The organism is Candidatus Odyssella thessalonicensis L13 (assembly GCF_000190415.1).
GTDB lineage: Bacteria > Pseudomonadota > Alphaproteobacteria > Paracaedibacterales > Paracaedibacteraceae > Paracaedibacter > Paracaedibacter thessalonicensis.
This window is the reverse complement of record NZ_AEWF01000003.1, coordinates 18,653-40,312: the sequence shown is the minus strand read 5'-3', so window position 1 is coordinate 40,312 and position 21,660 is coordinate 18,653. Positions and strand designations below refer to the sequence as shown.

At 42.1% G+C, this 21,660-nt stretch carries 31 protein-coding genes, 1 tRNA gene and 1 pseudogene; 29 read left to right on the top strand and 4 right to left on the bottom strand.

Features of this window, described 5'->3' with window-relative positions; translation table 11 throughout:
* The first annotated feature begins 90 nt into the window (after positions 1-90).
* From HMO_RS17630 to HMO_RS0105565, 6 genes are all read left to right on the top strand, one after another.
* Positions 91-333, top strand: coding sequence for an HNH endonuclease (locus HMO_RS17630; protein WP_075261227.1), 243 nt, complete (start codon positions 91-93; stop codon positions 331-333).
* Positions 323-727 carry a hypothetical protein gene (locus tag HMO_RS0105585; protein WP_010299839.1) on the top strand — a complete coding sequence of 135 codons (405 nt, stop codon included), beginning with the start codon at positions 323-325 and terminating at the stop codon, positions 725-727. Before HMO_RS17630 ends, HMO_RS0105585 begins: the two co-directional genes overlap by 11 nt.
* Before the next feature lie 197 nt (positions 728-924).
* On the top strand, positions 925-1,305 hold the full coding sequence (locus HMO_RS0105580) for an HNH/ENDO VII family nuclease (RefSeq protein ID WP_010299838.1): 381 nt from the start codon (positions 925-927) through the stop codon (positions 1,303-1,305).
* On the top strand, positions 1,302-1,748 hold the full coding sequence (locus HMO_RS0105575) for an SMI1/KNR4 family protein (RefSeq protein ID WP_010299837.1): 447 nt from the start codon (positions 1,302-1,304) through the stop codon (positions 1,746-1,748). Before HMO_RS0105580 ends, HMO_RS0105575 begins: the two co-directional genes overlap by 4 nt.
* A 147-nt stretch (positions 1,749-1,895) precedes the next feature.
* Positions 1,896-2,219, top strand: coding sequence for a DUF7716 domain-containing protein (locus HMO_RS13910; protein ID WP_139016839.1), 324 nt, complete (start codon positions 1,896-1,898; stop codon positions 2,217-2,219).
* Positions 2,220-2,344: 125 nt separating this feature from the next.
* The gene (locus HMO_RS0105565) at positions 2,345-2,986 is read left to right on the top strand and encodes a hypothetical protein (RefSeq protein ID WP_010299833.1); all 642 of its coding nucleotides are present in this window, start codon (positions 2,345-2,347) and stop codon (positions 2,984-2,986) included.
* 210 nt (positions 2,987-3,196) lie between these two features.
* Here the strand turns inward: HMO_RS0105565 and HMO_RS16760 are convergent, their stop codons facing one another.
* Positions 3,197-3,442, bottom strand: coding sequence for a hypothetical protein (locus HMO_RS16760; RefSeq protein ID WP_175282093.1), 246 nt, complete (start codon positions 3,440-3,442; stop codon positions 3,197-3,199).
* Positions 3,443-3,475: 33 nt separating this feature from the next.
* On the opposite strand from HMO_RS16760, the gene HMO_RS0105555 reads away from it, so the two are divergent.
* The 22 genes and pseudogenes from HMO_RS0105555 (at position 3,476) to HMO_RS17510 (ending at position 17,540) form a co-directional block, all read left to right on the top strand.
* Positions 3,476-4,792, top strand: coding sequence for a polymorphic toxin type 28 domain-containing protein (locus tag HMO_RS0105555; protein ID WP_010299831.1), 1,317 nt, complete (start codon positions 3,476-3,478; stop codon positions 4,790-4,792).
* A gap of 2 nt (positions 4,793-4,794) precedes the next feature.
* Positions 4,795-5,370 carry a hypothetical protein gene (locus tag HMO_RS0105550; protein ID WP_010299830.1) on the top strand — a complete coding sequence of 192 codons (576 nt, stop codon included), beginning with the start codon at positions 4,795-4,797 and terminating at the stop codon, positions 5,368-5,370.
* Between the two features lie 45 nt (positions 5,371-5,415).
* Positions 5,416-5,982 carry a VENN motif pre-toxin domain-containing protein gene (locus HMO_RS0105545; protein ID WP_010299828.1) on the top strand — a complete coding sequence of 189 codons (567 nt, stop codon included), beginning with the start codon at positions 5,416-5,418 and terminating at the stop codon, positions 5,980-5,982.
* On the top strand, positions 5,975-6,328 hold the full coding sequence (locus tag HMO_RS17230; protein ID WP_010299825.1) for a hypothetical protein: 354 nt from the start codon (positions 5,975-5,977) through the stop codon (positions 6,326-6,328). The genes HMO_RS0105545 and HMO_RS17230 overlap by 8 nt, the downstream gene beginning before the upstream one ends.
* Positions 6,329-6,349: 21 nt before the next feature.
* On the top strand, positions 6,350-6,736 hold the full coding sequence (locus HMO_RS0105535) for a hypothetical protein (RefSeq protein ID WP_010299823.1): 387 nt from the start codon (positions 6,350-6,352) through the stop codon (positions 6,734-6,736).
* 55 nt (positions 6,737-6,791) lie between these two features.
* Positions 6,792-7,172, top strand: coding sequence for a hypothetical protein (locus HMO_RS0105530; RefSeq protein WP_139016837.1), 381 nt, complete (start codon positions 6,792-6,794; stop codon positions 7,170-7,172).
* The gene (locus HMO_RS0105525) at positions 7,169-8,161 is read left to right on the top strand and encodes a hypothetical protein (protein ID WP_010299819.1); all 993 of its coding nucleotides are present in this window, start codon (positions 7,169-7,171) and stop codon (positions 8,159-8,161) included. Before HMO_RS0105530 ends, HMO_RS0105525 begins: the two co-directional genes overlap by 4 nt.
* A gap of 144 nt (positions 8,162-8,305) precedes the next feature.
* The gene (locus HMO_RS16080) at positions 8,306-8,668 is read left to right on the top strand and encodes an HNH endonuclease (protein ID WP_075261226.1); all 363 of its coding nucleotides are present in this window, start codon (positions 8,306-8,308) and stop codon (positions 8,666-8,668) included.
* Positions 8,665-9,066, top strand: coding sequence for a hypothetical protein (locus HMO_RS13900; RefSeq protein ID WP_010299814.1), 402 nt, complete (start codon positions 8,665-8,667; stop codon positions 9,064-9,066). The genes HMO_RS16080 and HMO_RS13900 overlap by 4 nt, the downstream gene beginning before the upstream one ends.
* A 213-nt stretch (positions 9,067-9,279) precedes the next feature.
* Positions 9,280-9,705 (top strand): hypothetical protein, encoded by a 426-nt coding sequence (locus HMO_RS15500; protein ID WP_010299811.1) that lies wholly within the window; start codon positions 9,280-9,282, stop codon positions 9,703-9,705.
* Positions 9,702-10,046 carry a hypothetical protein gene (locus HMO_RS0105500; protein ID WP_010299808.1) on the top strand — a complete coding sequence of 115 codons (345 nt, stop codon included), beginning with the start codon at positions 9,702-9,704 and terminating at the stop codon, positions 10,044-10,046. The genes HMO_RS15500 and HMO_RS0105500 overlap by 4 nt, the downstream gene beginning before the upstream one ends.
* A 34-nt stretch (positions 10,047-10,080) precedes the next feature.
* Complete coding sequence (locus HMO_RS0105495; RefSeq protein WP_029448497.1) at positions 10,081-10,353, top strand: hypothetical protein; 273 nt, start codon at positions 10,081-10,083, stop codon at positions 10,351-10,353.
* On the top strand, positions 10,346-10,969 hold the full coding sequence (locus HMO_RS0105490; RefSeq protein ID WP_010299802.1) for a hypothetical protein: 624 nt from the start codon (positions 10,346-10,348) through the stop codon (positions 10,967-10,969). The genes HMO_RS0105495 and HMO_RS0105490 overlap by 8 nt, the downstream gene beginning before the upstream one ends.
* A gap of 288 nt (positions 10,970-11,257) precedes the next feature.
* The gene (locus tag HMO_RS0105485; protein WP_175282092.1) at positions 11,258-12,013 is read left to right on the top strand and encodes an HNH endonuclease; all 756 of its coding nucleotides are present in this window, start codon (positions 11,258-11,260) and stop codon (positions 12,011-12,013) included.
* On the top strand, positions 12,006-12,488 hold the full coding sequence (locus HMO_RS13890; RefSeq protein ID WP_010299799.1) for an SMI1/KNR4 family protein: 483 nt from the start codon (positions 12,006-12,008) through the stop codon (positions 12,486-12,488). The genes HMO_RS0105485 and HMO_RS13890 overlap by 8 nt, the downstream gene beginning before the upstream one ends.
* Positions 12,489-12,585: 97 nt before the next feature.
* The gene (locus tag HMO_RS0105475; RefSeq protein WP_010299798.1) at positions 12,586-13,407 is read left to right on the top strand and encodes a hypothetical protein; all 822 of its coding nucleotides are present in this window, start codon (positions 12,586-12,588) and stop codon (positions 13,405-13,407) included.
* A 4-nt stretch (positions 13,408-13,411) separates the two neighbouring features.
* A complete protein-coding gene (locus tag HMO_RS0105470; RefSeq protein ID WP_010299796.1) occupies positions 13,412-13,792 on the top strand; it encodes a hypothetical protein in 381 nt (126 codons plus the stop codon).
* A gap of 134 nt (positions 13,793-13,926) precedes the next feature.
* Positions 13,927-14,199, top strand: coding sequence for a hypothetical protein (locus HMO_RS0105465; protein ID WP_010299795.1), 273 nt, complete (start codon positions 13,927-13,929; stop codon positions 14,197-14,199).
* 465 nt (positions 14,200-14,664) lie between these two features.
* Positions 14,665-15,648 (top strand): hypothetical protein, encoded by a 984-nt coding sequence (locus HMO_RS0105455; RefSeq protein ID WP_010299791.1) that lies wholly within the window; start codon positions 14,665-14,667, stop codon positions 15,646-15,648.
* A gap of 452 nt (positions 15,649-16,100) precedes the next feature.
* On the top strand, positions 16,101-16,277 hold the full coding sequence (locus HMO_RS16075; protein WP_010299790.1) for an FAD-binding protein: 177 nt from the start codon (positions 16,101-16,103) through the stop codon (positions 16,275-16,277).
* Between the two features lie 12 nt (positions 16,278-16,289).
* Positions 16,290-17,081 (top strand): annotated as a pseudogene (locus HMO_RS17515) (FAD-dependent oxidoreductase); the annotation flags it as partial.
* Between the two features lie 177 nt (positions 17,082-17,258).
* Positions 17,259-17,540, top strand: a complete 282-nt coding sequence (locus HMO_RS17510; protein WP_280956248.1) for an FAD-dependent oxidoreductase — start codon at positions 17,259-17,261, stop codon at positions 17,538-17,540.
* Positions 17,541-17,927: 387 nt separating this feature from the next.
* Here HMO_RS17510 and HMO_RS0105440 read toward each other — a convergent pair.
* The 3 genes from HMO_RS0105440 to pdxH form a co-directional block, all read right to left on the bottom strand.
* Positions 17,928-18,003: transfer RNA gene (locus tag HMO_RS0105440), tRNA-Lys, on the bottom strand.
* A 426-nt stretch (positions 18,004-18,429) separates the two neighbouring features.
* Positions 18,430-19,299, bottom strand: a complete 870-nt coding sequence (locus HMO_RS0105430) for a cation diffusion facilitator family transporter (RefSeq protein WP_010299784.1) — start codon at positions 19,297-19,299, stop codon at positions 18,430-18,432.
* The gene (gene pdxH, locus HMO_RS0105425; protein ID WP_010299782.1) at positions 19,296-19,889 is read right to left on the bottom strand and encodes a pyridoxamine 5'-phosphate oxidase; all 594 of its coding nucleotides are present in this window, start codon (positions 19,887-19,889) and stop codon (positions 19,296-19,298) included. Before pdxH ends, HMO_RS0105430 begins: the two co-directional genes overlap by 4 nt.
* Before the next feature lie 99 nt (positions 19,890-19,988).
* Between pdxH and HMO_RS0105420 the strand changes: the two genes are divergently transcribed.
* Entirely contained in the window at positions 19,989-21,647 is a 1,659-nt protein-coding gene (locus tag HMO_RS0105420; protein ID WP_010299779.1) for a putative bifunctional diguanylate cyclase/phosphodiesterase, read from the top strand.
* Positions 21,648-21,660 lie beyond the last annotated feature (13 nt).

Below are 21,660 nucleotides of genomic sequence, written 5' to 3'. Positions count from 1 at the left end.
CGCCTCCAGCCAAATAGCCTTGGCGGCAGAAAAAGCAAGTCGTTGATCGGGAGCTTTATTCTTATTATGACCCACTTCCACTGAAAAGATATTGCGGTCTGTCAACACCGTGCATTAAGAAATGATATAAATGTAGGAAAGATAGATGCGTCCATATTTACGCTAGAACAATTATCAGCTATCAATGGGGGAAAGGCAAAAATTCCTGAGTTGACATGGCATCACGACCAGCAGGCAAGAAGAATGCAATTGGTTAATACACGTACTCATAATAATACGCACCATACGGGAAGTATCAGTTTATTAGAAATGGTGAAAAAGAATGAAAGTTGATCTGAGAACATTATATGAAAATCTATCATTTATAATGGATGCGAAATATTCTGGAACAATTCATTTCCCTGAATTGATAGAGTGGTTATATAGGCAGATCAAGATTTACTCTGATCTGCCTACATTCATGTATGATCTGATTGATTCTCATGAAGAGGGAGACATATTCAGAAGAATACCTCTACCTCATTCAAAGTATATCTATACTAATCTTAGTAATAGCGAACATAGAGCACTAATCGGCATAGCGTACAAACGTGGCCTTTATACCAAAGAAGACCCATGTGATGTCTGTACTGAAAAAACAGCGCTTAAGAATCTTGAGAAGAACCCCCACATTCTTGAAAGGTTTAAGCAAACCTTTCCGTTCATAAAGTTAGAGTGGGGTGAATAATTTCTCCCCTTAAAACCCTCTTCCTGCTTCCCTGCAAAAACAGCTGCAACTCTTCACTGATGAAGTTTTTGAGAATAATCTAAGAGAGGAAGAAAAAGAGGCAGTAGCAGCTCTCCTTGGGAATAGTGAGAAGCGCGACTTAACTGAGGAAGAACTTGAAGCCGCTGTTCAGGGTTACTTTTATATCAAGCGCCGTAATGAAGTTGTCATTAGAATATTTGGGGCCTGGTAGAGTATTATATGATGGTGTAGAATTCAGAGCAGTTAGAGATTTAAGCCATTTAAGTGAGGCTGAGCTAAAGATAATGGCTGCTAAAGGTATAGCTGCAAAGGATCTCAATGGTAAAAAGTTAGATGGTCACCACTATCAACAGCTTTCTCACCGCTCGGCTGATGGGTTTATTGTAGAAATTCCAGAAAATCTGCATGACTATAATAATAAGATCCAGCATCCTAAAGGGAAAGGAGCTGGCTTAGAAGAGCAAGCACGTAAAGAATGGAATAATACTTTAAGAAAGAATTATTGGAAAGAAAGAGCCAGAACAGAATTGCTAAGAAGAGAGAATAAACCTAAATGAATATAGACTTAGTTAAAAGGCTTGACGAGAGCCTAAATGAGATAGAAGGTTTACAGGGAGGGCCTTGTAGCAGGGATGAAATAATGAGAGCAGAGGCGCAGCTTCTCTGTAAATTTTCTAAAGAATATAAAGATTTCTTAGAAAAATACGGAGCAGCTATAATGGATGGGTATATTATCCATGGTTTAAGAAAGTTACTCCTAATGACTGATGATTGCTGGTCAGTTATTGATAGAACTAAGTTTTATAAGGAAGATCGTCATTGGCCAGGCATTGAGAGCTGGTATGTGATTTCTGATGACGGTGCCGGCAATCCTATTGGTATTGATCCGGAGGGGAGAGTATGGGTCTCTGATCATGACGCTGATTTTGAAAAAACTAAACTTGCGGATAATTTTGAAGAGTTCTTAGACAAAATCCTCTCTGATACGCTGTATCAGTAAACTTGTTTAGGCTTGAATTTCCTATATTCTAAAAAGTTCTGCATGAAGTGGAAAGCTTAAGTCGTGTGCTGGGTTTGGGGAACAGGAGTAATATTGTATTTTATCAAGATGACCGATTAGTTCATAGTGTGAGTTAGCCGGTATTTTGTGGATGATCTCATAACAGTAGGGAGAAGAGCCGGTTTAGCGAAAGAGGTAAAGATGAAATTAAGGGATGTGATTAGCAAACTTTCAGAATTAAATGAGTTAGATGATATTTCAATTGCATCAAACTATAAAGATTTGAGCCCCGATGCTGAATGTGATATTGGTCAGGATCTTCAAAGTGACAATAAGATAATAGTGTCAGTTTATGAGCTTGAGGATATCATACTTAACTTGAAGGAACAAAAAGAGAATTACTCTGAGAGCGATTATATACGGGCAATAAAATTCTATATCAATAATGATGCTTTTATAGAAATAAACTAAGGCAATTTCTTAAGTAACTCTATCAGCTGTGTTATTCCCTATTTGTCTAAGGAATCTCCTGGATGAAAGTATTAAGGACACAAGTAAACTATTAGATATATATGAAAAAAATATAGGTAAGCCCAATGGTGGATGAAGAAGATTTTGATTATATAATGACTTTTGAGGAGATCAAGCAGATCTTTGAAGAAGCTAAGAAAACACCTAGAAATGATGAAGGATGCTTGCCTGAGAAATTGGAAATCAAAGTAGGTAGAGCAATTGCAGATGCTGGGCGAGAGGACTATTATCAATTCACCGACGATATCTGGGCTTATTTAGATTACCCGTGGGATCATCTCCAAGAGGAAGCTATTAAATCTTTAGGGTACCCTCATAAGATCTTTGATCGAGGCTTCAGAGATGAAGCTTACAAGATCTGGCATGATGAAAATAGAACTGACCTAACACGAGGCATCGCTTTTGGAATCTGGTATGGTTACTATGATAATACAAAAGATGCAGCCGTATTAGCAGACTTGTATAGAGTACTCACACAATCTTCTAGCTACTTTATGAGAGTAAAAGCGCAGCTTGGTATTTTAGACGTTTGTGGGATCAAAATTTCTTATCAACAAAGCATGGCAATAAGCGATCTAGATGAGAAGGACTCCCATGAGTATATTAATGAGCATACAGATTGGGATAGAATTCACCAGTTGATGCGTCAGTATGCACCGGATGTTAAGCTGGTCGATGTTAAAACCCTTACTATTCCGAACCCTTAGTTCTCTAGTAGCTAAGTTAAGGCTCAACTTGGGCCTTTATACCACTTCTTGTATTGGTGATTACTTCAGATCTGTATCATTTTTTAAACCAGTGTTAACAGAATGAATTAATGCTTGCTGTTTCTAATGATGAAATTAGTTAGTTATCATTCCAGGAAAGCTACCCTCTTAAAATATTAAAACCTAAGATGCTGCGAGGCTGGTCCGTATTTATGTTACTGAGCGCCACGACTCTGGCCGCTTTGCCAGCCAAGGCATGACCGCAGCCGCGAAGATTGTCTTATCCCTGATCATTACGGCCATCACCATGGGCGCAGGCTCATGGTTTGCAGGCGCCGGGGCCGCAGGATCGGCGGGAGCAGGAGCTGGAACAGCGGCTGGCGCAACGGCAGCTGGAACCACGACCATGGCCTCTACCGCAGCGACATCGCTTTCTTGGGCACAAACCGTCGGCAATGCTGCGCCCTTAAACTGGGAATGACCGGCGCCATGGCAGCTAATTTCTCCGCAGGAGTAGCCGCTTCACTTGCCTGTTTAACGTCAAAAACGATTGTCTCTATGGTTGATCATCGCGGCAATATCGCTGAAGTAGGCCATGACTTAGCCAAAGCGAGTACTGTTAAGGAAGTTGTGGGGGCGGGTTTGACCGCCGGCATTACAAAAGGCGTGACCTCCACTCTTAAGATTCCCACTACGGACCTCTCAGGCTTTTCTCAGCACTTTAATTACAATGCCACACGGGCAGCCGTGGGAGCGGGCGTTGGGATGGCCATGGGAGAAAAGCCTGGGGATGCTTTGCGAACAGCAGCAGCCTGCACGGTGGCCAATACCTTAGCGGGTATGGCAGCTAATGAATTGTCGGATCTGCGCAGTGATATGCTGAACGAAGGGGATAATCTTCTTAAGAATGGACTTCACAAAGTCGGGCACTTCGCCGGGGCTGCGGCTTCTTACGGGATTGGTGCTGCTATCCAAGGCGAAGATATAGGCCGAGCTGCGCTGGCAGCGGGAACCGGAGCCGCGGCGGGCGAGATCTTTGGTGAAACTGTTGGCCTCAACGCCATGCGCAAGGGGGCGGTGACAACCGAAACTCTAGAGCAAAATAAGGGCTCGCTTGTTGCGATGTCCAAGGTGGTCGGAGCAACTACCGCTATGCTCAGTGGTCTTGACGCCGGAACCGCTTCGAGAGCTGCTGAGAACGCGGTTGAGAATAACTTACTCCCTGCGTTAGCTGCTGTCGGTGCTGCGTGTGGCGGAACCGCAAGCGTTGGCGGCGGGGTTGCGGCTATAAGTGCAGGAACGCAAACAGCGATCGCTGCCGGTGTAGGCATCTTAACCGCTGTTGGCCTAAATGCCTTGGTTAACAAAGATGGGGAGGGGGAGACACAGTCCACCAATACCACTCAAGGGGCGGCAAGCAGCGGTGGCGGAATGCCTGGCGACGAGGATCCGGAGGATGATAAAAATTATTCAGAAAGAACACAGAAGCTTTTAGGTAGAACAAATGATTACAAAGAACAATTATTTGAGAGAGCTGGTAAAACTAAGCAAGATACTACCTTAAATGCAGCTCGAAGTGAGATAAAAGGAGAGCAAATTGATCTAGCCAAGCATCGCGGTGTAGAATATGATCACATTACGAAGGTTCAAAATGCCCAGAGAGGTTTAAAAGGGCATATTGATAACATTAATAAACGCCTAGAATTTGTAGAACTGCCTCTTGCGGAGCGCCAAGCTTTAAATAGAGAGTTGTCAAATGCAAGTAAATTGCTTGATTATACAGAGCAGTTTGTGCCAAGGAATTAAAAATGGTTAAAAATATTAATACGATCAAGGATGAATTGATAGAGAAAGGTCGTTTATCTCCTCAATCAATTCAAGACTTAAAATGGCATCTACAGAATGATTTACGGCCACACATGGCAATAATATTAGCAACAGATGCACATTTAAAAGAGTTAGGCCCCCTTATTGCTACCAAATTAGATGATGAGGATGATTTTATCCGGGAAGTAGCAGTAGGTTGTTTAATAGGCCGTCTATTCTTAACCGAGTATGCACCGAAGGCGTTAGAGTTAGCTAAAGAGGACCCTTACGAAAATGTGAGAGGATTAGCCATATCAAATTTAGGTGCTGTAATAGATGCGGTTGACAAGGAGCTAAAGAAAGAAATTTCTTCTTATATTTATGAGATCATAAGCAACTCCTTGTATAATGATTTTCTTAAGGAATGTGCTTACCATTCAATTGTTGTAGCAATGGAAGTACCAGTAGATAAATGGCCAAAAGTTAAGAAGGATGGTGATATCCACAAGCTAATGGATAAAGAAATACTTGAGGCTTTCAAGAAGAAATATAGTATAGAAAAGCAATCAAATAAATAGATTAGAGCATACTTTTCCACAACTGCAAGAGTTAGTGGCGATGCTTTGCGAACAGCAGCCGCCTCCACGGCGGCCAATACCTTAGCGGGTATAGCAGCTAATGAATTGTCGGATCTGCGCACTGGTATGTTGCAAGAGGGAGATAATCTTCTTAAGAATGGACTTCACAAAGTGGGGCACTTCGCCGGGGCTGCTGCTTCCTATGGGATTGGTGCTGCTATCCAAGGCGAAGATATAAGCCGAGCTGCGCTGGCAGCGGGAACCGGAGCCGCGGCGGGCGAGATCTTTGGTGAAACTGTTGGCCTCAACGCTGTTAGCAAGGGGGCGGTGACAACCGAAACTTTACGGCAAAATAAGGGCTCACTTGTAGCCATGTCTCAGGTAGTGGGGGCAACCACTGCTATGTTGAGTGGTCTTGACGCCGGGGTTGCTTCGAGAGCTGCTGAGAATGCGGTTGAGAACAACTTGTTGCCTGCGTTAGCGGCTATCGGTGCTGCGTGTGGCGGCAAGCAGCGGTGGCGGCGGGGCTGTTGGTATAGGTGTAGGCGCACAAACGGCAATTGCAGTAGGTGCAGGGATTTTAACGGCTGTTGGCTTAGATGCCTTGGTTAACAAGGAGGGGGAAAGCGAGACTCAGTCCACCAATACTACTGCAGGGGCGGCAAGCAGCGGTGGCGGGATGCCAGGAGATGAGGATCCGGAGAACAATAAAAAGGAAGACGATAAATGGGTTCGAGAGCCAGCTTCCCTGCAAGATGAAATGGCTTTAGATGCTGCTAAAAGAGGAGAAGGAAGAAGAATTATTAAAGGATTAAACGATCCTCGCTATAAAGGTATGGATAAAATGGAGTATAAGGTTAAATCAGGTAATGGAAAAGATACGGTAGTCCATTATGTGAGAGATCCTAAAACAGGAAGGATAATGGACTTCAAATTCAAAAAGAGAAGTGTCGACTAATTTAAATTAAGGTTAAGAGCTATGATAAAGGTAATGTGTAAATATGAAAAGTTAAGTGATATTGCTAATCTTTGCATAGACAATTATAGGAATGATGTAAATCCCCTTGATTATGATTTCTATCTTACAAGTGGCGTATTTTATCAGCTTCTAGGTGTAACATGTAGGTCTTCTATACCATGGCTATATATTATAAGACATGATGAGGAGAATAATGTAGATATATTCCCCGCAGTGCTATTTGACTTTAATTGGCAAAGAGTTCCTGAAAGCTGGCGCATGCGTATCAATGGCCCTTCAGGGGAAAACATTGAGCTATTGCCAGAAAAGTTAGCTTCAATTGAGGACTGGTTTGAAAGATATATCGACGAAGACTCTGACATATTAAATCTCTTGAAGAACTTATAAGGGTTCTCTTCTTTATTCTTAAGATTATCTAGGGGTTAAGCTGTTAGCGCAAGTCTTGTTGCAAGGGGGGCCCCTAGTAGCAAAGTCGATGACGGAGGCGGCCACCAAGACAGCAGCTGAGGCCGCCACTCAGACTGCGACTCAAGCGGCAACCCAAGTTGGCACCCAGACAGCGGCTGAGGCGGCGAGCTGGACAAAACAACTGCAAGAAGCCTTCTGTGAAAGCCTGAAGACGGGCATGGCCAACACTGTGGCCAGTGGCATTGTCTATGGTAACTGGCGTGAGCAGCTGAAAGAAGGGGGGATCAATCTCGTCACCGATACCGCGGCTCACTTTGGCGCTGCCCAAATCGGTGGCAAGCGTTTGAAGGAGGTTGAGGCTGACCTCGAGGCCGGCAAGACCGACCGGCCCAAGAAGCCGCCATCAATGCCATGACCTTCAACACCACTCAAGTGTATGAAGGCCTTGCCACGCACCTTTCTGCCGCCACCGAAGATCCGTTCACGGAAGTTCTTAAGCAGAATTCTCGTCCGGCCTTAAAGAAGTCAAAATCTTTTACGGAACTGCAGCAGCTTTATGAAATGGAGATCGTAGAATCTGTTGATGAAGCGGTGCGCGATGATGCCTTAAACAGTGACAGCATTTTTAAAAAGTTTCTCTATTATGCTAGCACGGCTATAGGGGAAGTTGAGGGAACAACTCCTATGCATGCCCATCGGGATCGTTCACAGATACGACGAGCTTATAAGGATGCGCCAAAGGTTTACCGCGAAAGCAAAGCATTGTTGCAGGATCTATGGCATGGACGCTCTCTCGATGATAGTCGTTTGGATGCCTACGGTCAGCTTTTTGGGGATTGGGCCGCAAATTGCACTGGAGTTATGTCTGGCTTTGTTGGTGGGGGTAAGCTTGGACGTGGCCGAGCTTCGTGGATGCGAACGCCGCATCAGCAGGCCGCAGCAAATGGCCACCTGAGACCTGGAATCCCGTTATATAACCCCGCCAACCAGAATCGTGCTCCCGCGGGCACGCAACGGTCCGCTAATGCTAATCGTCTGTATGAGGATATGAGAGCTGTTGCGAATGGTGGTAGTACTCATAAGTCAGCTTTCTCAGACTTGGGAGCTAGAACTGCAGGCACAAAGTTTGGCATGCCCGAGCGCATGTCTGGTGAACAGTGGATAAATAGAAGCACTAATGTACCGAGTATATCAGCGAGCTCAAGTGGGGGCAGTAATGCCGGCAGAGATGGTTCCGCTTCTACCTCGACTGGCTCTTCATCTGCTCCTCGCTATGGTGCTACGAGCAGCAGTGGTAACCTCACAAGTGACAAGAGGGCGAGTGGATATACAAGCAAGCTAGGCCGCACCCTAGACGGTAAAAAAGAAAGAAAAGGTAAGGAAAGAGAGGGAGGACCACGTTAAGAAGGTAATGTAGGAGCAAGTGACGCTGCTGTCAATCAAGGAATATATGATCCTCATGCATGGCGGCAACATCTTGAGAATACACATGCTGATAAAAAAGTGTCGTCATCGACCCTGCAAAGACCTGGAACGTCTGGCTATAAAATGGCAGGCCAAAGACACGAAAAATCAGATATTGTTTATGACTCTAGAGGAAATCCTGATTTTACCCCTGTCATGAAATATGAAACCTTTATAAAATCAGAACAATTTTATGGTAAATCTAGAGTGGATCACATGGAAGCGGCTACAATGAATTTATGGCAGGATATTATATCTGGTAAAGTCAGTGCTAGTATTTTTACTCACCGACAGTTGAAGGATATTGAATTAGGTAAGAGCAAAATAAAAGATTTAACTTGGCATCATGATCAACAAGCGAGAAGAATGCAATTAGTAAAAGAAAGCGAGCATAAAAAGACTGGGCATACTGGGAGTGTCGGTTTAAATGGGGGAAACAAGTCATGAAGGAGATCACAGAATTAGAAGCGGAAGTTGGTTTTGTATTAGCATCAAGGTTTTCAGGTGCTATATTATTTCAGGAGATAATTGATTGGTGTTTCTATAAAATTGAATCATTTTCGGATTTGCCTACTTATATCTTTGATATAGTTTCAACCTCGAGTATAAGTGAATTGAGGGATGCTGTGGGTATATTGCAATATGGTCGTTTTAATTATGAACTATCTGACTCTGAGTGGGAAGCACTCACCGGCATAGCTTACAAACGTGGCTTTTATACCAAAGAAAATCCATGTGATGTCTGTACTGAAAAAACAGCGCTTAAGAATCTTGAGAAGAACCCCCACATTCTTGAAAGGTTTAAGCAAACCTTCCCGTTCATTAAGTTAGAGTGGGGTGAATAATTTCTCCCCTTAAACCCCTCTTCCTGCTTCCCTGCAAAAACAGCTGCAACTCTTCACTGATGAAGTTTTTGAGAATAATCTAAGAGAGGAAGAAAAAAAGGCAGCCAAGGCTTTCGTCGGGAATGGCGAGAAGCAAGAATTAACTGAGGAAGAACTTGAAGCCGCTGTTCAGGATCACTTTTATGTCAAGTTCCGTAATGAAGGACGGGTAAGATGGAGCTTAAGGATAAAGGAAAGGTGGGGGAGGGAGCTAGCACTACTCAAGGGGGCTTAAGCAATACCGTAAGTTCCTCGGTTAAGGATAGAGGTGGAGCTAAAAATATGACAGACGCTCTTCGTCACAAGGTGGTATTGAGGCTTCAAGAAGGAGGAATACTTACATCTGATGGGAGGCTTACAGAGCAAGCTATAAAGGAGGCAAAACTTATTGATTTGAGGGATGTAGAAATTAAAAATACTGAAGTGGTAAAGGTATTAACTCAGGATGGATCTCTAATAAAGGATTGGAAGAAGTTTACGACAAACACTGTAACTCTACAGAGTGGTCAAAGAGTACAGGTTCATTTTTATATGAATGTTAAAACTGGTAAGATTGATTATCAAACTAGGGACTTTAAAGTGAAAGGAATGATTAAATGATTGTTAAATTTAAAAATCAGGAACGCCAAGATTCTTTTTTGAAGCTCAATAAAGAATACATAGTGTTATCAATGCAGAATAATGAAGAGGGTATTTTTTATAGCGTTTTAGCTGATAACGATAATGGTCCTATTATTGTTAATGCTGATAACTTTATTCTTACTGATAACAATATCCCTTTTGACTGGGTCTGTGAAGTTGATGAAAAAAGGTTATGCATTCAACCCGCAGATTTTTCCAACGATTTTTGGGAAAAATATTATGAGGAAGATGAAAATGCGGAAAAAACTTTCTATAGAGTTTACCAAAAACTGAAAAAGTTTCATGGTTGGGCTGATTAGAGGATGATAACTTTTTGAAAAAGAATTCAGAAATATGGTGCAATTCTGGAAATTATGGGCTGAGAAATATCCGGAAACATTGAGTGCGAGGAACTTAGCAGCTATTTATTCTAAAATCGCACCAAAAGTTGATAATCAATGGCTACAGTATTTTCCAGAGCATCAGCATTATGTAGGAAGAACTTTGGTTCATCATCATATTGAGCATAACCATCTAACAACAGCATTACCTGATAAGCTACATGGTACTGCACCAGGGAGATCAATGTTCCATGCGAACTTAGGAGGGAAAAAGAAGAATGATTAACTCAATTGATGAAGTGCAACAGATGTGCCTATTAAAGGCATCCTTGGAAAATGACCCACTGTTTAAGAGATCATATATGATGCTCAGTCCGGGAAGCCCTACGGAGAAACTCCAGGATTTAATGCAAATGCTGCCTCAAATTCCAGAAAGTTATACTGATATTATTAAATTGTACTCAATTAATGGATTAGAAATCGCAGGTTTTAATGTTTCACCTTATTTCAATACTAATCCAGACGTGGTAGAAGATTTAATTGAAGCATATGAGGATCCATTTTTTCCTAAAGAATTTATGCAAAAGCACAAAATGTATCAGATTGGCTCTTGGAATACAGATATACTTTGTATTACTGAAGGAACGGATCAGTTTGGGGAAGGTGAAATCCTGTACGTTGAAGAAGGCTATGATATTTATAATCCTGAGGACAGTCAGATCCATCCTTTAGCCAAGGACTTTGAACAGTTTCTTATTGTTGCTGGTAACATAGAGCAGCTTCATGAAGAAATGCAAGGAGAGGACTCTTTATACCCTGTAAAGGAGCAAGAATTTTTAGATTGCTTAGCTCGGTTAGAAGTTGATAAGAAATACTATCCTGCCTGGCTGAATGTATTTTAATCTCAACCATGATCTTTTGACTCCTAGTTGCTATAAGCGCTGTCTAAGCAGAGGTGCGACTACTATATCTTTTATCTCGCCGCTATGACCTTTTAGGGTGCCCCTTTCATACAGCCAAAACCAACTTTTAGCAAGATCCCAATAATTTTGGTGCCTTCTTAAGGAAGCAAGCTGATGACGCGCAAGAATGGCAGCGCCAACAAAAAGCTCTGCAGGACGAACAAACCAATCCGATAGTTAGGTTTTTACATTTTATCAGGAATTATAGTCAACAAGCTGATGACTATAATGGCGTGGGCGAGAGCCTCTCAAGGGAGCAAAGGCTCTCAAGCCTATAGGGCCGCTAACCGCAATGGACTATCGTCTCAAAGCCAACGCTCAGAGGCCGCTAACCGTCTATATAGTGACATGAGAGCTGTTGCGAATGGTGGTAATACCCATAGATCAGCTTTCTCAGATCTAGGAGCTAGAACTGCAGGCACAAAGTTTGGAACACCCGAGCGTATGTCTGGCGAACAATGGATAAACAGAAGCACTCATGCATCGAGTATGTCCTCAGGTTCGAGCGGAAGCAGTACCTCTACAAGAGTGGGCGCCAGCTCTATCTCTGCTAATTCTACTAGTGTGAATGGTACGGCTAAACAGGGGACTACTAAAGTACCTTCCACTCACCCTAGAGTTCGCACCATTAATAAGCAAAGACCTTTAAATCACGAATCCGCAGGAAAAGTATATTCTCTTGAAAAGCTTTCAAAGAAACTAAGGCAAAAGTATCCTCATAGTGTTCCTTTTACAGGCACTGGACATCCTGATTTTTCAAGGTATGCTATTAAGAAAGTAGATATAAAGATGACAGGTAAACGTGAAGCGGATAACAAATTAGCTAACCAAGCTGCAGGATTTTCAGAGACACCAAGCGGTTACACATGGCATCATCATGAAAATGGTACTACAATGCAGCTAGTTCCAAGAGATCTCCATAATGCAATAGGGCATACTGGAGGAGTAGCAATTATAAAAAGTAAGGAGAAGAAGAATGATTAAGCTTGAAAATTCTTCGCCCACTTTAAGCAAGGAAACTTTAGAGTGCTTAGAGAGGTTTTGGGAATTCAATCTACCTAAGACATATAAGGTTTTTCTTCTAGAAAAGAATGGTGGCTTTCCAAAAGAAAAGCATTTCAATTTCAAAGGGCAAGATGAAGGCTCTGTCTTGCAAGCTTTCTTAGGAATAACCTTAAACGAGGATCTAGACTTGCTTGAAACCTTAAAAGTATATAACGGGCGTATACCTACCTGGTCTTTTCCTATAGCTTATGATACTTTTGGTAACCTTATACTGCTTTCAGTAAAAGGCCCTGACCGAGGCAAAATCTATTTCTGGGACCATGAAATGGAGGCTGATCCTGCGCAGGGTGAAGTGCCTGATTACTCTAATCTAACTTTAATTGCGGATAGCTTTAATGAGTTTATCAATAATCTCCGTAACGATGAGGAAGTGCCTGATAACGATGAATCATAATACTCCGTCTCTCTAATAATTAATAGCATAAAGCGGTATACTCTTCACCAGCCTCTGAAGCCAACGCTCAGAGGCAGCTAACCGTCTATATAGTGATATGAGAGCTGTTGCGAATGGCAGTAATACCCATAGGTCAGCTTTCTTAGCTCTAGGAGCTAGAACTGCGGGCACAAAGTTTGGCATGCCCGAACGCATGTCTGCCAAAGAGTGGATAAATAGAAGCACTCATGCATCGAGTATGTCAGCGAGCGCGAGTAGCAATAATGCCGGTAGAAGTAGCGCTAGTTCTACATCAAGTGGTTCTGCGACGAGCACGAGTGCTGCTGCAAGCTTTGGAAGTGGTAAGATCACTAGTGACAAGAGGGTGAATGGCCATACAAGCAAGCTAGGTCGCACCCTAGACGATAAAGAAGAAGGAAAAGGTAAGGAAAGAGAGGGGGTACCAAGGTCATCCGCTAACTCTAACCCAGCAACTACCCCCAATATTAGTGAGAATCATGACCGGGTCGCGCATGACGGCTATTATACTCGCAAGAATGAAAGAACCGAGCAGCATAACTGGCAGCAACGGATCAAAAATGCAAAGCCGGCGGATTATATAAAGCACACCAAAGCGCGAACAGCTGAGGAAGCTAAACGCATGAGTGAGACAGGGGAGAGGAATGCCCAGTATTTGCCTAACTTTAATAGGATCGAGTTAGAGCAGAGAGGGTTAAGGAATGGGACTCTGATCAAGCGTGATCAAAGCAAGGGTGCGGACTATTATATATGTCAATTTAATGAAGTAATAGGGTATAATAATGGTCAAGCCACCCAATGGATAAGAGTAGAATTAACTAAAACAGGTAAGCCAGAATACCATGGGCATCCTATTTCAGAAGTTACAGCAAAGCAATATTTAGAAAATCTAGGGAATTAAAGATATGGTAAAAATTCGTCTGAAAGACTTAAAGCTACAGCCTTTAGCTATTCCGAGAGGGTTTAATATAATCTATAATTTCTTTTTTGATGTGTTAGATCAAGGAGAGCCTGTATATTTTGAAGAAGAGCCTGCTAATCCATTTCCCTACGAATTATATAGATCTACGTTGTTTCAAGCTTTACATGAATATCAGCAGATTCTAATTGATATGGGATGGGGGCCTGATGGTGAGCCGGACGGAGCCTTCTATATAACTATGCTTAGAACAGATGATGAATACTGGGAACATCCGTTGGTTAAATTCTCTTCTCGTAACAAAGACGAAATTGTCAACAAGCTGAATGAATTAATGCTTGCTGTTTCTAATGGCGAAATCACGTAGTTATCATTCCCGGAAAGCTATCCTCTTAAAATACTAAAACCTAAGACTCTGGTGAATGCAGTTCAACACTCGCCCAAGGCTATGAAGCCTATGTAAATACTCGCATCCAGCAAGTTTGGAATGGGGCAACGCCGATGACAGTGGAGCACTTAGCTCATTGTCGACAGATGGAGGTTTTTGAAGACAGCTATGGGGACTTGGTCTTTGGCCAAAGTGTTCTCCAGGGAACAGGAACTTTGAGCAGTGTGCCAGGTCTCGCCCTAGAAGCAACCCTCTATCATACTGGTTTAACTAATCAGGTCAACGCCCGAGTGGCGCGGTATGCGGTGGATGATTTGCTGACAGTAGGGGGAGGGGTTGGTTTAGTAAAAGGGGGTTCTCCCCCTTTCACTAAACATTTCTGCTAATTGACGATAGCTGAAGGGATAATGTAACTACTTGCGTAAGCATTACAAGATAACTTCGGGAAGAAAATGGCGGTATTTAAACTCTTTGGACTTCGTCACACAGCTCATCTATTGTGTAATTTTCCTTAACATAACAACTTCTCAAAAATTTGCAACGGAACCACTTGAACTGCCAAGAAACCCATACCTGATAAACGGGTAACTGTCAGATCAAGTCTAAACTTTTACGCTTGATTTGTAAAAAATTACACCCATATTAGGCTTAGATTGAGAAGTAAAAACTCTCTTCTTAAGAAAGTGAACAAGCTTATGAAAAATTATATGAACACTTTTAAAATCTCATTTTCGGCTTTAACGCTCTTCACCTTTCTCTTGAATCCTGCGCCTGCCTCTGACGAGGTATTGCCTCTTGCACATATTTCAAGAGCAAATCATTATCTAACTAATTGAAAGAGAACAAATCCAATGAACTTTAACAATATATCAAGGTATTTGAGAATTTTATCCGTTCTCCTTTTCGGATCACTCTCAGCAGATTTGGTAATTGCTTCACAAGAAGCTATATGTGAACAAGAAAACCAACAAGTGGTTAAGCAGATTAACCCTTGCCATTACGTAGGTCATAGAGTAGGTGACAAAGACTTAAACTTTGTAATGGTCAAACTGACAGATGAGAGTATTAAGACCTGGCAAGATTTTGCGCAAGGTCAGAATACGGCATGTTTAAGAATCTGGGATGAAATTACTGAAAACGACAAAAAACCTTACCCAGAGCAGCCAAAAGAAATACAAAAATATTTAAGATTTATTAATATCACCAGACCAGGGGGCAAGGTTACTATTTTGGATGGGCTAATGGCATTTAGAGAATCTCTTGAGTTATATAAATCTCACGGTTCCGAAGTCTGGATAGCATGTGCATTAGCTGGTCACATTAATCCTTCTTCGCCAATTACAGAGGAACTTTTCCCTCATATTGAAATGGCTCTTACTGTTCTTACTTCTCCCGCGGCTCCCTTCACTATTCATATGGGAATTGCCCGGACTGTTTATCATGCAGAGAAAGCATATAAAAAAGAGCTTCCCCACCACTCTGGTTTATCTATGGCTTTGCATGGGTTTGCCGCACAAGCTATCAGTCTTTATGATCCCCAAAAAATATTTATGATAACTTATCCAGCTTTTCCGATGGTAGAGGTGATTGAAAAGACCTTACTTCCTGAGGAATACTTATGCGGAAAGGCTGTAAGTAAAGTTTATCAATATGATGAGAAAGGGAACCTTCAGATATCTAATTTCAATGGAGAGATAGTGAAATCTATATCAGCTGACGAACGGCAAGATAAAACCTGGTCATTTATTAGGCATTTTTATTTTGGTCGCCCATTACAACCTTACGCTTTTGATCTTAAAACTCTAGGACGCCAGTTCAGCAAAAGGAACTCGTAAGTGAAATAAATTTCCATTAAGTAGAGAACTCAGCCCTCATTGCGGAGGGCTGAATACTCTACTAAGGGAACGAACGTGTAACGGGCCGCTACTTTGGATTAGTTTTAGGCTTGAAACGCGACAAAGATTGATCGCATTCAAGCTCAACTTGGCAAGAATATGCCAGTTGTTGAGGTTAATCCAAGCATAATAAAGTAGAAAGGTAATTAGTATGCCTATTTCCCAACACAGCCGTTCCCAACTTACCTCATTTAATAGCGTCATTAGGGGTTCTCTATCACGCCCACCAAATTACCAGACAATGAGCCGACCGGAACAACTATATACAGCTTTCCAGACTTTGTTAACCCCATCTCCTCTTAACTATAAAAATATATTGTATTTATAAATATTAATTACTATTTGATTTTTATAAAGTTATAAAAACTTTTATTTATTTAAGGAAGGTTGTGATGAAAAAGGTTAGTGCTCTTATTTTTACTTGTTTACTGATGAATATGGTATCCCCTCAAGCCGAGGCTGGAGAAGCCAACTTGGACGTAGCCATTATTGGGGGTGGGCTCTCTGGCCTCAGTGCCGCATTGAATCTTAAGGAAACTACCCAGAACTTTATGGTCTTTGAAGCTTAAGATCGTTTAGGGGGAAGAGGCTGGAACAAAGAAATTAATGGCAAACCAGTTGATGTCGGTGGTGAATTCATTGACAAAGATCACAAGGAAATGCATAGGCTTGTTAAACATTACAAACTCAAAACTAACAAAGCCAGGCTACAGGATGAGGTACTATTTATTTCAAATGGTGAAAAGAAAACCTTGTCACAAATGCAGCCTTGTCTAAAATCTCTCTTTAGAAAGCTCAAAGAAGTATCAAAGAATATAAAGAACGATGATTATATAGAACAAAGAAACGGCCAATGGGCTTTAACTGCTCTCTTTGACGTTGAAGACCTTAAGCTCTCCCAGCAAGAATCAGAGCTGCTTGCAGCGCTTATTGCTGATGAGGAAGGGATTGATGCCCAGGAAGCGCCTCTAAGTTCTCTGAATAGTTTGAAAGATTTAATAAAAGATTATCAAACGATCGTACAGGTTAAGAAACACATAAACTTTTTATTACGGTTTTATAAGGACCAGACCCGCCTTTTAAATGGCACTCAATCGCTCGTCAATGCATTAGCTCAGGAGATTGGAGAAGAGGAGCATATTGCCAAGGGAAATCCGGTAACGCAAGTCAGTTGGGATGATCGTCAGCACTTGTTTGAGATCCAATTCCAAGACAACTCTCTTGTACGCTCTAAAACGGTGATTATGGCAATTCCTTTTTCGGTCTTAAGGAGTTCTGCGTTAAAAAGCTCATCAATTTTAGAGGATACTTCTCTTGGTCTTACCCCTGAGATGAGAACTTATATCGATACTCTTTCATATGGCACCAATAGTAAGATTATTGTACCGTTAGGAAACCTGCGATTGACCTATGGTGTTGACTTACAAGGAGCAACCGCATGGTCTAGTGTTAATCAAGACTTGCATATTCTGCTTGGTGGTAAAGCTGGGAAGAAAGTTAGTAATGCGGCAGCTTCCGTGTATGTTGAACCCTTTTTAAATGCAACCAACATGATTGAGGTTGATACTTCAAATATAACGGTGGTTAATTGGTCCAAGGATCCTTTTGCTCAAGGAAGTTACTCTGTCAGAAAAGCCGGCGATGTGTACGGTACCTATGATGAAATGAATGACATGGATGACCGTTTAACGCGTATCGCAACTGCTCTTTATGATAAAGGATTCTTTTTTATCGGTGAACATGTGTCTGTAAAGTATAAAGGATTTATGGAAGGCGCAGTCCAAAGTGGAAAAGCTATTGCGAAAATAGTGGCCCAAAGGCTGCATCAATAACTGGTACCGCAGGTGCTGCAAGTAGCGGTGGCGGAAACGCCACCAATGACACGTGAATCTTCGGGGCAAAGCTAACAAAGGCTATCATCAATTTTCCGCCGCTTCCCCTAAATTACCCTTATACTCTTCTGATTCTGCACTTATTCTGGTGCTAAATTCTTCATAGCTATCAATTGTTGAGAAGGGTTCCGGGACCCGGCATCCTTACCTCAATTTCAAGAGAGAGGGGAGGCAAGACGTACAGCTATACGCAACTCAGGGAATAAAGAAAAGGTCACCCAAGTGAATCTTTAAAATGCACTGAAAGTTTTTCTAAGGCTAGGATCGGAGAGATAGCTTGATAATTCTTGAAATTAAGTCAGAAAGACTTAAAAGCGGGAGAAAATGTGGTGGGCGCTAAAGGACTCGAACCTTTGACCCGCTGATTAAGAGTCAGCTGCTCTACCAACTGAGCTAAGCGCCCTCAAGTGAGGATATTTTTTTCTAACAAATAAATACCGGTCTTGTCCAGTAAAAAGTTAACCATACAAGAATAAAGGAAAGGAATCAGCTTTAACCTGAGCCATTTTCATGACCTTTGCTATTAACTTTTTATTTCTTGCTGTTAAGAGTGACGTCAGATAAAGTCTGTGGCTTTCTTTCTTGATAAGAAAATAATAATTAAATCTGAGCTGCAGCAGTGTCAGGAGTTAATGAAGCAGGCTCACTATAATTATGGCACTCCTTGTTGCCGTGGGAGGAAAGAAGAGGCATTGCAGATTATTTCACGCATTATTCCCCAACGACTTAAGAAAGCTGGCTTGAATCTCTTAGGCATAGATACGGCGGGGCAGAGGTCATAGAACCTCTAAGACGAGAGACTTAAGAAACTTCATGGGGTTTCTGGGTGCTAATCTACGGGGTCGTGATGGATAATAACCTCTGCTTTAGGGAATTTTTCCATAATTTTTCTTTCAATGTCTTCGCCAATCTCATGAGCTTGCCATAAAGGCAGACTCTTATTAAGGTCCAGATGAAATTGGACAAACATATGATAGCCACTGGTTCGCGTCCTCAGGTCATGGAAATCTTGGATCCCAGGATGAGAGCGAATAAGGCTCTCAATTTCTGCTCGGGTCGAGTCATCTAATTCCTTATCCATCAGCACATCAACTGAGTTCAATGCAATTTTAATCGACGCTATAAGAATATAAGCAGCAATGCCGGCTCCCACCACCGCATCTAGCCATATCCAGCCAAAATAAGTGCATAGATTCATGCTGAGCAAGACGCCAATATTGGTTAAGAAATCCGTTTCATAGTGCACCGAGTCAGCTTTGATCGCCAAAGAGCCGGTACGTTTGACGACATACCGTTGAAAGGTGATTAAAGCGCCCGTAAGAAGGCATGCCGCCACCATTACCATATTGCCAAGATTAAGATGAGTTAACGGCTGCGGTTCAAAAACACGGTGAATGACATCAATAATTAACCAAGCGGCCGAGCCGGCAATAAATGCCGTCTGGATTAAGCCGCCGATAGCCTCTGCTTTGCCATGGCCAAAACGATGATCGGCGTCGGCTGGCTTAATGGCATGGCGAATGATAAGAAAGTTGAGAATAGAGGCGAGAATGTCGAGCATAGAATCGACAAGGGAGGCTTGGAGACTTAAGGAGCCGGTCTGAAACCAGGCGTAGAATTTAGAAATAACCATAATGCCAGCAGCCCCAATGGCCGCTTTTGACGCCAGCTTAACAAGGTTATAATCTGCAGTACTCATGGGTACAATCTTTCAATTGTCCACGCATCGTCATGGCGCGTATAGACGATTCGATCATGGAGACGAAAAGGCTGCTCTTGCCAAAATTCAATTTCTTGAGGGATGACGCGATAGCCTGACCAATGGGGTGGGCGCGGGACATCATCATCCCCGAATTTTAAGGAGTAAGCGGCTAAGGCTTCTTCTAGTTGACCCCGATCTTGTAAAGGACGCGATTGTTGTGACGCCCAAGCGCCAATTTGGGAGCCGACTGGACGTGTGGCAAAGTAAGCATCGGCCTCAGCTGCGGTTACTGGTTCTGCGTAACCCTCAATGCGCACTTGTCGGCGTAAACTTTTCCAATAGAAGCATAAAGCCACCTGGGGGTTGGCTGTCAGGTCTTTACCTTTACGGCTTTCTGTATTGGTGTAAAACACAAAACTTCCATCCGTGATCCCTTTCAAGAGGACAATGCGGACAGAAGGGCGCCCATCTTTATTTACGGTTGCGAGAGACATAGCGTTGGGATCATTGAGTTCCTTTTCGCCAGCTTCTTGAAACCAATCATTAAATAAAACAATAGGATCACTCGGTAGGTGAATAATGTCCATATTTTCCCCTCTTTTCTGCCGATCTTACAGGGAAATAAATTCTGATGCAATTAGGTATTCCTTAAGATTTATCCTCTATCCTGGAATAGAGGAGAGTCAATGATCCGTATTCTATCTTATTCCACTCAGCTTTCTAGCCATTTACGTGTCCGTGAAGCCTTAAAGGGTATGGAAAATTCCATAAGCGGCACTAAAGAAAATATTAAAATTGACTCTATTTTTTCAATAGATATTATTCCCCACTTCATTCATCAAGCTCACGATGAAGGCCAGCCCATACATTTGATTATCTATAATGAGGAGATAACAGCAGAAGTTATTGGTTTACTACCTGACGAGTTCCCTATTATCTGCACTCAAGAATCGAGAGAGTCCCTCAATCATGCCAAAATGCCTAAAGATTTAATTTTCTTTCAGTCCTTGGACGATACAGAGGCATTTCTTTACTTAACGGATAAGTGTTTGCAAATGCAACTTTTACGCGAAGAATTGAGCCGAGTTCAATCTTCAGTATATGAAAAGTGCATATCGCGGGCCAATTTTTTAGAAATACTAGGCGATAATCTGAACTGGTCCTTTGTCATGCATTCTCATCTAGGCTTGGTCTTGTTCAAGTTTATCGTCTATGGACGGCATCAGCAGCAAAGCACAAAGATTAGTCAGCTTCGACATCACTATTATGCCCATATAAAAAGTCTATTTCCGTCAACGTGGAAATTCTATATCTTCGGTAATTCTGAATTAGGACTTATCGTTGACAATATTGAATCCGTTCAAGCATTTGATACTCAGTTGCATCGCCTCCATCATGAAACCAGCGTCTTTTTCTCTAGCCACAATGTGGTACTGAGTATAGATATGGGTGTAGCCATGAGTAGCGGGGATATTGTTGATCCTAAGGAACTCTATGACCAAGCTAAGACAGCGCTTTCTTTTGCGAATCGTAAGGGGCACGGCTTTATAGAGTATTATGGTGAAGAACAAGAACGCTCTTTATTGTTTTCCACGCGCGTTGAATCTGATTTGAAGCAAACGCTGCGAGACCGTAAATTAAATGTGGTCTATCAACCCTTAGTCGATTTATCGACAGGGGGCACGGTTGGGGTGGAGGCTCTTGTGCGGTGGAATCATCCGACTTTTGGACAAATTTCACCGGTAGAGTTTTTACCAATTGTTGAACGGATTGACGGTCTGAATGAATTGGCAGATATTGTTTTTCACCAAGCATGCCAGCATCTGCGGACATGGAAAAATCAGAATATAAATTTATCGTTATCCCTTAATATTGCGGGGCAACAGTTAACATCGGGTAACCTTATTGATCATTTAATGGAAATAACTCAACTATACAATATCTCTCCACGAGATATTGAACTCGAGGTTACAGAAGACTTTGATTTAAATTATATTGATCCGCTGGTGTATCAGCTAGAAGCTTTAAAAAGTTTAGGGTTTAAAATTGCAATTGATGATTTTGGCGTTGGCTACTCATCGCTCCATTATCTGAGCCAATTCCCTGTCGATAAGATTAAAATTGATCGCTCCTTTATCTATAATCTTAACGAGAAAAAAGTCAAAATTCTTCAGGCTATCTATAACTTAGCTGAATTCATGAAGACAGAAACTCTTGTCGAGGGAATTGAGACTCCTCGACAAGTTGAAATGCTGAAATTAATTGGAATTAAATACGGGCAAGGGTATTTATTTTCTCCGCCACTACACGAAGATAAGCTCCAGCAGTACTTGAAAGCAGCTTAAGCATTCCCTTAAA

What these genes read in the sequence shown, in the direction of transcription:
- HMO_RS13900 (WP_010299814.1), top strand. Translation starts at nt 8,665, where the DNA reads ATGAAGGAGATCACAGAATTAGAAGCGGAAGTTGGTTTTGTATTAGCA.
- HMO_RS0105500 (WP_010299808.1), top strand. Translation starts at nt 9,702, where the DNA reads ATGATTGTTAAATTTAAAAATCAGGAACGCCAAGATTCTTTTTTGAAG.
- HMO_RS0105430 (WP_010299784.1), bottom strand. Translation starts at nt 19,299, where the DNA reads ATGAGTACTGCAGATTATAACCTTGTTAAGCTGGCGTCAAAAGCGGCC.
- HMO_RS16080 (WP_075261226.1), top strand. Translation starts at nt 8,306, where the DNA reads ATGGCAGGCCAAAGACACGAAAAATCAGATATTGTTTATGACTCTAGA.
- HMO_RS13890 (WP_010299799.1), top strand. Translation starts at nt 12,006, where the DNA reads ATGATTAAGCTTGAAAATTCTTCGCCCACTTTAAGCAAGGAAACTTTA.
- HMO_RS0105475 (WP_010299798.1), top strand. Translation starts at nt 12,586, where the DNA reads ATGAGAGCTGTTGCGAATGGCAGTAATACCCATAGGTCAGCTTTCTTA.
- HMO_RS0105525 (WP_010299819.1), top strand. Translation starts at nt 7,169, where the DNA reads ATGACCTTCAACACCACTCAAGTGTATGAAGGCCTTGCCACGCACCTT.
- HMO_RS15500 (WP_010299811.1), top strand. Translation starts at nt 9,280, where the DNA reads ATGGAGCTTAAGGATAAAGGAAAGGTGGGGGAGGGAGCTAGCACTACT.
- HMO_RS0105420 (WP_010299779.1), top strand. Translation starts at nt 19,989, where the DNA reads ATGATCCGTATTCTATCTTATTCCACTCAGCTTTCTAGCCATTTACGT.
- HMO_RS16075 (WP_010299790.1), top strand. Translation starts at nt 16,101, where the DNA reads ATGAAAAAGGTTAGTGCTCTTATTTTTACTTGTTTACTGATGAATATG.
- HMO_RS0105580 (WP_010299838.1), top strand. Translation starts at nt 925, where the DNA reads ATGAAGTTGTCATTAGAATATTTGGGGCCTGGTAGAGTATTATATGAT.
- pdxH (WP_010299782.1), bottom strand. Translation starts at nt 19,889, where the DNA reads ATGGACATTATTCACCTACCGAGTGATCCTATTGTTTTATTTAATGAT.
- HMO_RS0105465 (WP_010299795.1), top strand. Translation starts at nt 13,927, where the DNA reads ATGACAGTGGAGCACTTAGCTCATTGTCGACAGATGGAGGTTTTTGAA.
- HMO_RS0105470 (WP_010299796.1), top strand. Translation starts at nt 13,412, where the DNA reads ATGGTAAAAATTCGTCTGAAAGACTTAAAGCTACAGCCTTTAGCTATT.
- HMO_RS0105490 (WP_010299802.1), top strand. Translation starts at nt 10,346, where the DNA reads ATGATTAACTCAATTGATGAAGTGCAACAGATGTGCCTATTAAAGGCA.
- HMO_RS0105555 (WP_010299831.1), top strand. Translation starts at nt 3,476, where the DNA reads ATGGCAGCTAATTTCTCCGCAGGAGTAGCCGCTTCACTTGCCTGTTTA.
- HMO_RS0105455 (WP_010299791.1), top strand. Translation starts at nt 14,665, where the DNA reads ATGAACTTTAACAATATATCAAGGTATTTGAGAATTTTATCCGTTCTC.
- HMO_RS0105565 (WP_010299833.1), top strand. Translation starts at nt 2,345, where the DNA reads ATGGTGGATGAAGAAGATTTTGATTATATAATGACTTTTGAGGAGATC.
- HMO_RS0105550 (WP_010299830.1), top strand. Translation starts at nt 4,795, where the DNA reads ATGGTTAAAAATATTAATACGATCAAGGATGAATTGATAGAGAAAGGT.
- HMO_RS0105485 (WP_175282092.1), top strand. Translation starts at nt 11,258, where the DNA reads ATGGCGTGGGCGAGAGCCTCTCAAGGGAGCAAAGGCTCTCAAGCCTAT.
- HMO_RS0105575 (WP_010299837.1), top strand. Translation starts at nt 1,302, where the DNA reads ATGAATATAGACTTAGTTAAAAGGCTTGACGAGAGCCTAAATGAGATA.
- HMO_RS0105535 (WP_010299823.1), top strand. Translation starts at nt 6,350, where the DNA reads ATGATAAAGGTAATGTGTAAATATGAAAAGTTAAGTGATATTGCTAAT.
- HMO_RS0105495 (WP_029448497.1), top strand. Translation starts at nt 10,081, where the DNA reads ATGGTGCAATTCTGGAAATTATGGGCTGAGAAATATCCGGAAACATTG.
- HMO_RS17510 (WP_280956248.1), top strand. Translation starts at nt 17,259, where the DNA reads ATGATTGAGGTTGATACTTCAAATATAACGGTGGTTAATTGGTCCAAG.
- HMO_RS0105585 (WP_010299839.1), top strand. Translation starts at nt 323, where the DNA reads ATGAAAGTTGATCTGAGAACATTATATGAAAATCTATCATTTATAATG.